Here is a 1,354-nt window from a genome sequence, read left to right as displayed (position 1 = left end):
GTTAGCTGAAGAACTGCCCGGCGATGAACCCAGCCAGCAGCACCGCGAATCCGCCTATCTCGCCGACGACGAGCGCCCACATGCCGATGTGCAGCGACGCCGTGGGGTTCTCGAACTGATTGGTGGTGTCCTGCTTCGCGCCGTGGACGATGTAGGCCCCGATGGCCACGAGGAAGAAGAACACCAGGACGGCGGCGGCCGCGAGGTTCACCCACGTCGGCCAGCTGCTCAGCTCCACGAAAGCCGCGATGAGCAGCGTGGCGAACGAGTACAGCAGCGACGCCCGGTGCGCGATGTCGACGTAGGGGTGCGCGAAGTGCTCCGGGCGGGTCGCCATCTGCCGGTACTTCCACACGCCGAGCACGAGCGCCAGCAGGAAGATCAGCCCGGCGGCGAGCAGCGTGAGCCGGGTGTCGATTCCGAGTTCCATGGGGTCCTTCCGAGGGAGGCTTAAGAACAACCCACCTGACAAAGCATGGGTGTTTGTATACCTTGATCCTAGGGTGCCTGGCCTGATCGAGGGCCGCGCAGCATCAATCTCGCTCACCGCCCACCAGGAGAATCCATGCCGGACCACGTCGACTCCCCGCCCCGCCGCGTGCACGCCGCCGCGATTCAGTTGGAGGGCGTGCCCGGACGGGTCGATCTCACGCTGGAACGCCTGGAGGCGATGATCGTCGAGGCCGGTGAGCGCGGCGCGAAGGTCATCGCGGTGCCCGAGTTCTGCACCTCGCCGGTGCCGATGCGCGCCGATGTCCACGCGGCGGTGCTGCCGCGCGAGAACGCGGCGGTGGAGATGTTCCGACGGTTGGCCGCGCGATACGGCGCGACGATCGGCGGGTCGATGTTGATCGCCGACGACGACGAGGTCTACAACCGCTATCACCTGGTCGAACCCGATGGTCGCGTCCACACTCATGACAAGGACCTGCCGACGATGTGGGAGAACTGTTTCTACACCGAAGGCCACGACGACGGCGCGTTCGACACCGCGCTCGGCGGGGTGGGGGCCGCGAGCTGCTGGGAGCTCATCCGCAACCAGACTGTGCGCAGGCTGCAGGGGCGGATCGACCTCGCGATGACGGGCACGCACTGGTGGACCGTGCCGAGCAACTGGGGCGGGCTCGCCTCGCGCGCGCTGGCTCCGGTCGCCCGGCGCAACCGCGCCCTGTCGGAGAACGCGCCCGCGGAGTTCGCCCGGCGGCTGGGGGTCCCGGTTCTCCAGGCCTCACACTGTGGATCGATCCGGTCGGACTTCCTGCTGGCGCCGGGCTCGGATCTCTCGGTCCCGTACGAGACCGAGTTCGTGGGGGCCACGCAGATCGTCGACCCGGACGGCACCGTCCTGGCCTCC

Annotated in this window: 2 protein-coding genes; one reads left to right on the top strand and one right to left on the bottom strand. The window is 68.1% G+C overall.

The features are described 5' to 3' along the window. Position 1: 1 nt before the first annotated feature. Positions 2-430: a hypothetical protein gene (locus ACWIE7_RS15715; protein ID WP_454069892.1), complete on the bottom strand. Its 429-nt coding sequence runs from the start codon at positions 428-430 to the stop codon at positions 2-4. Positions 431-565: 135 nt separating this feature from the next. Between ACWIE7_RS15715 and ACWIE7_RS15710 the strand changes: the two genes are divergently transcribed. Continuing rightward, the coding region (locus tag ACWIE7_RS15710; protein ID WP_454069891.1) for a carbon-nitrogen hydrolase family protein at positions 566-1,354 on the top strand (789 nt) is incomplete at its 3' end.

The sequence above is a fragment of the Dietzia sp. NPDC055343 genome, from assembly GCF_053645265.1.
This window is presented reverse-complemented; position numbering and strand designations above follow the sequence as displayed.

Excerpts from the sequence above, each read along its gene's own strand:
- ACWIE7_RS15715 (WP_454069892.1), bottom strand. The coding sequence starts at position 430 with ATGGAACTCGGAATCGACACCCGGCTCACGCTGCTCGCCGCCGGGCTG.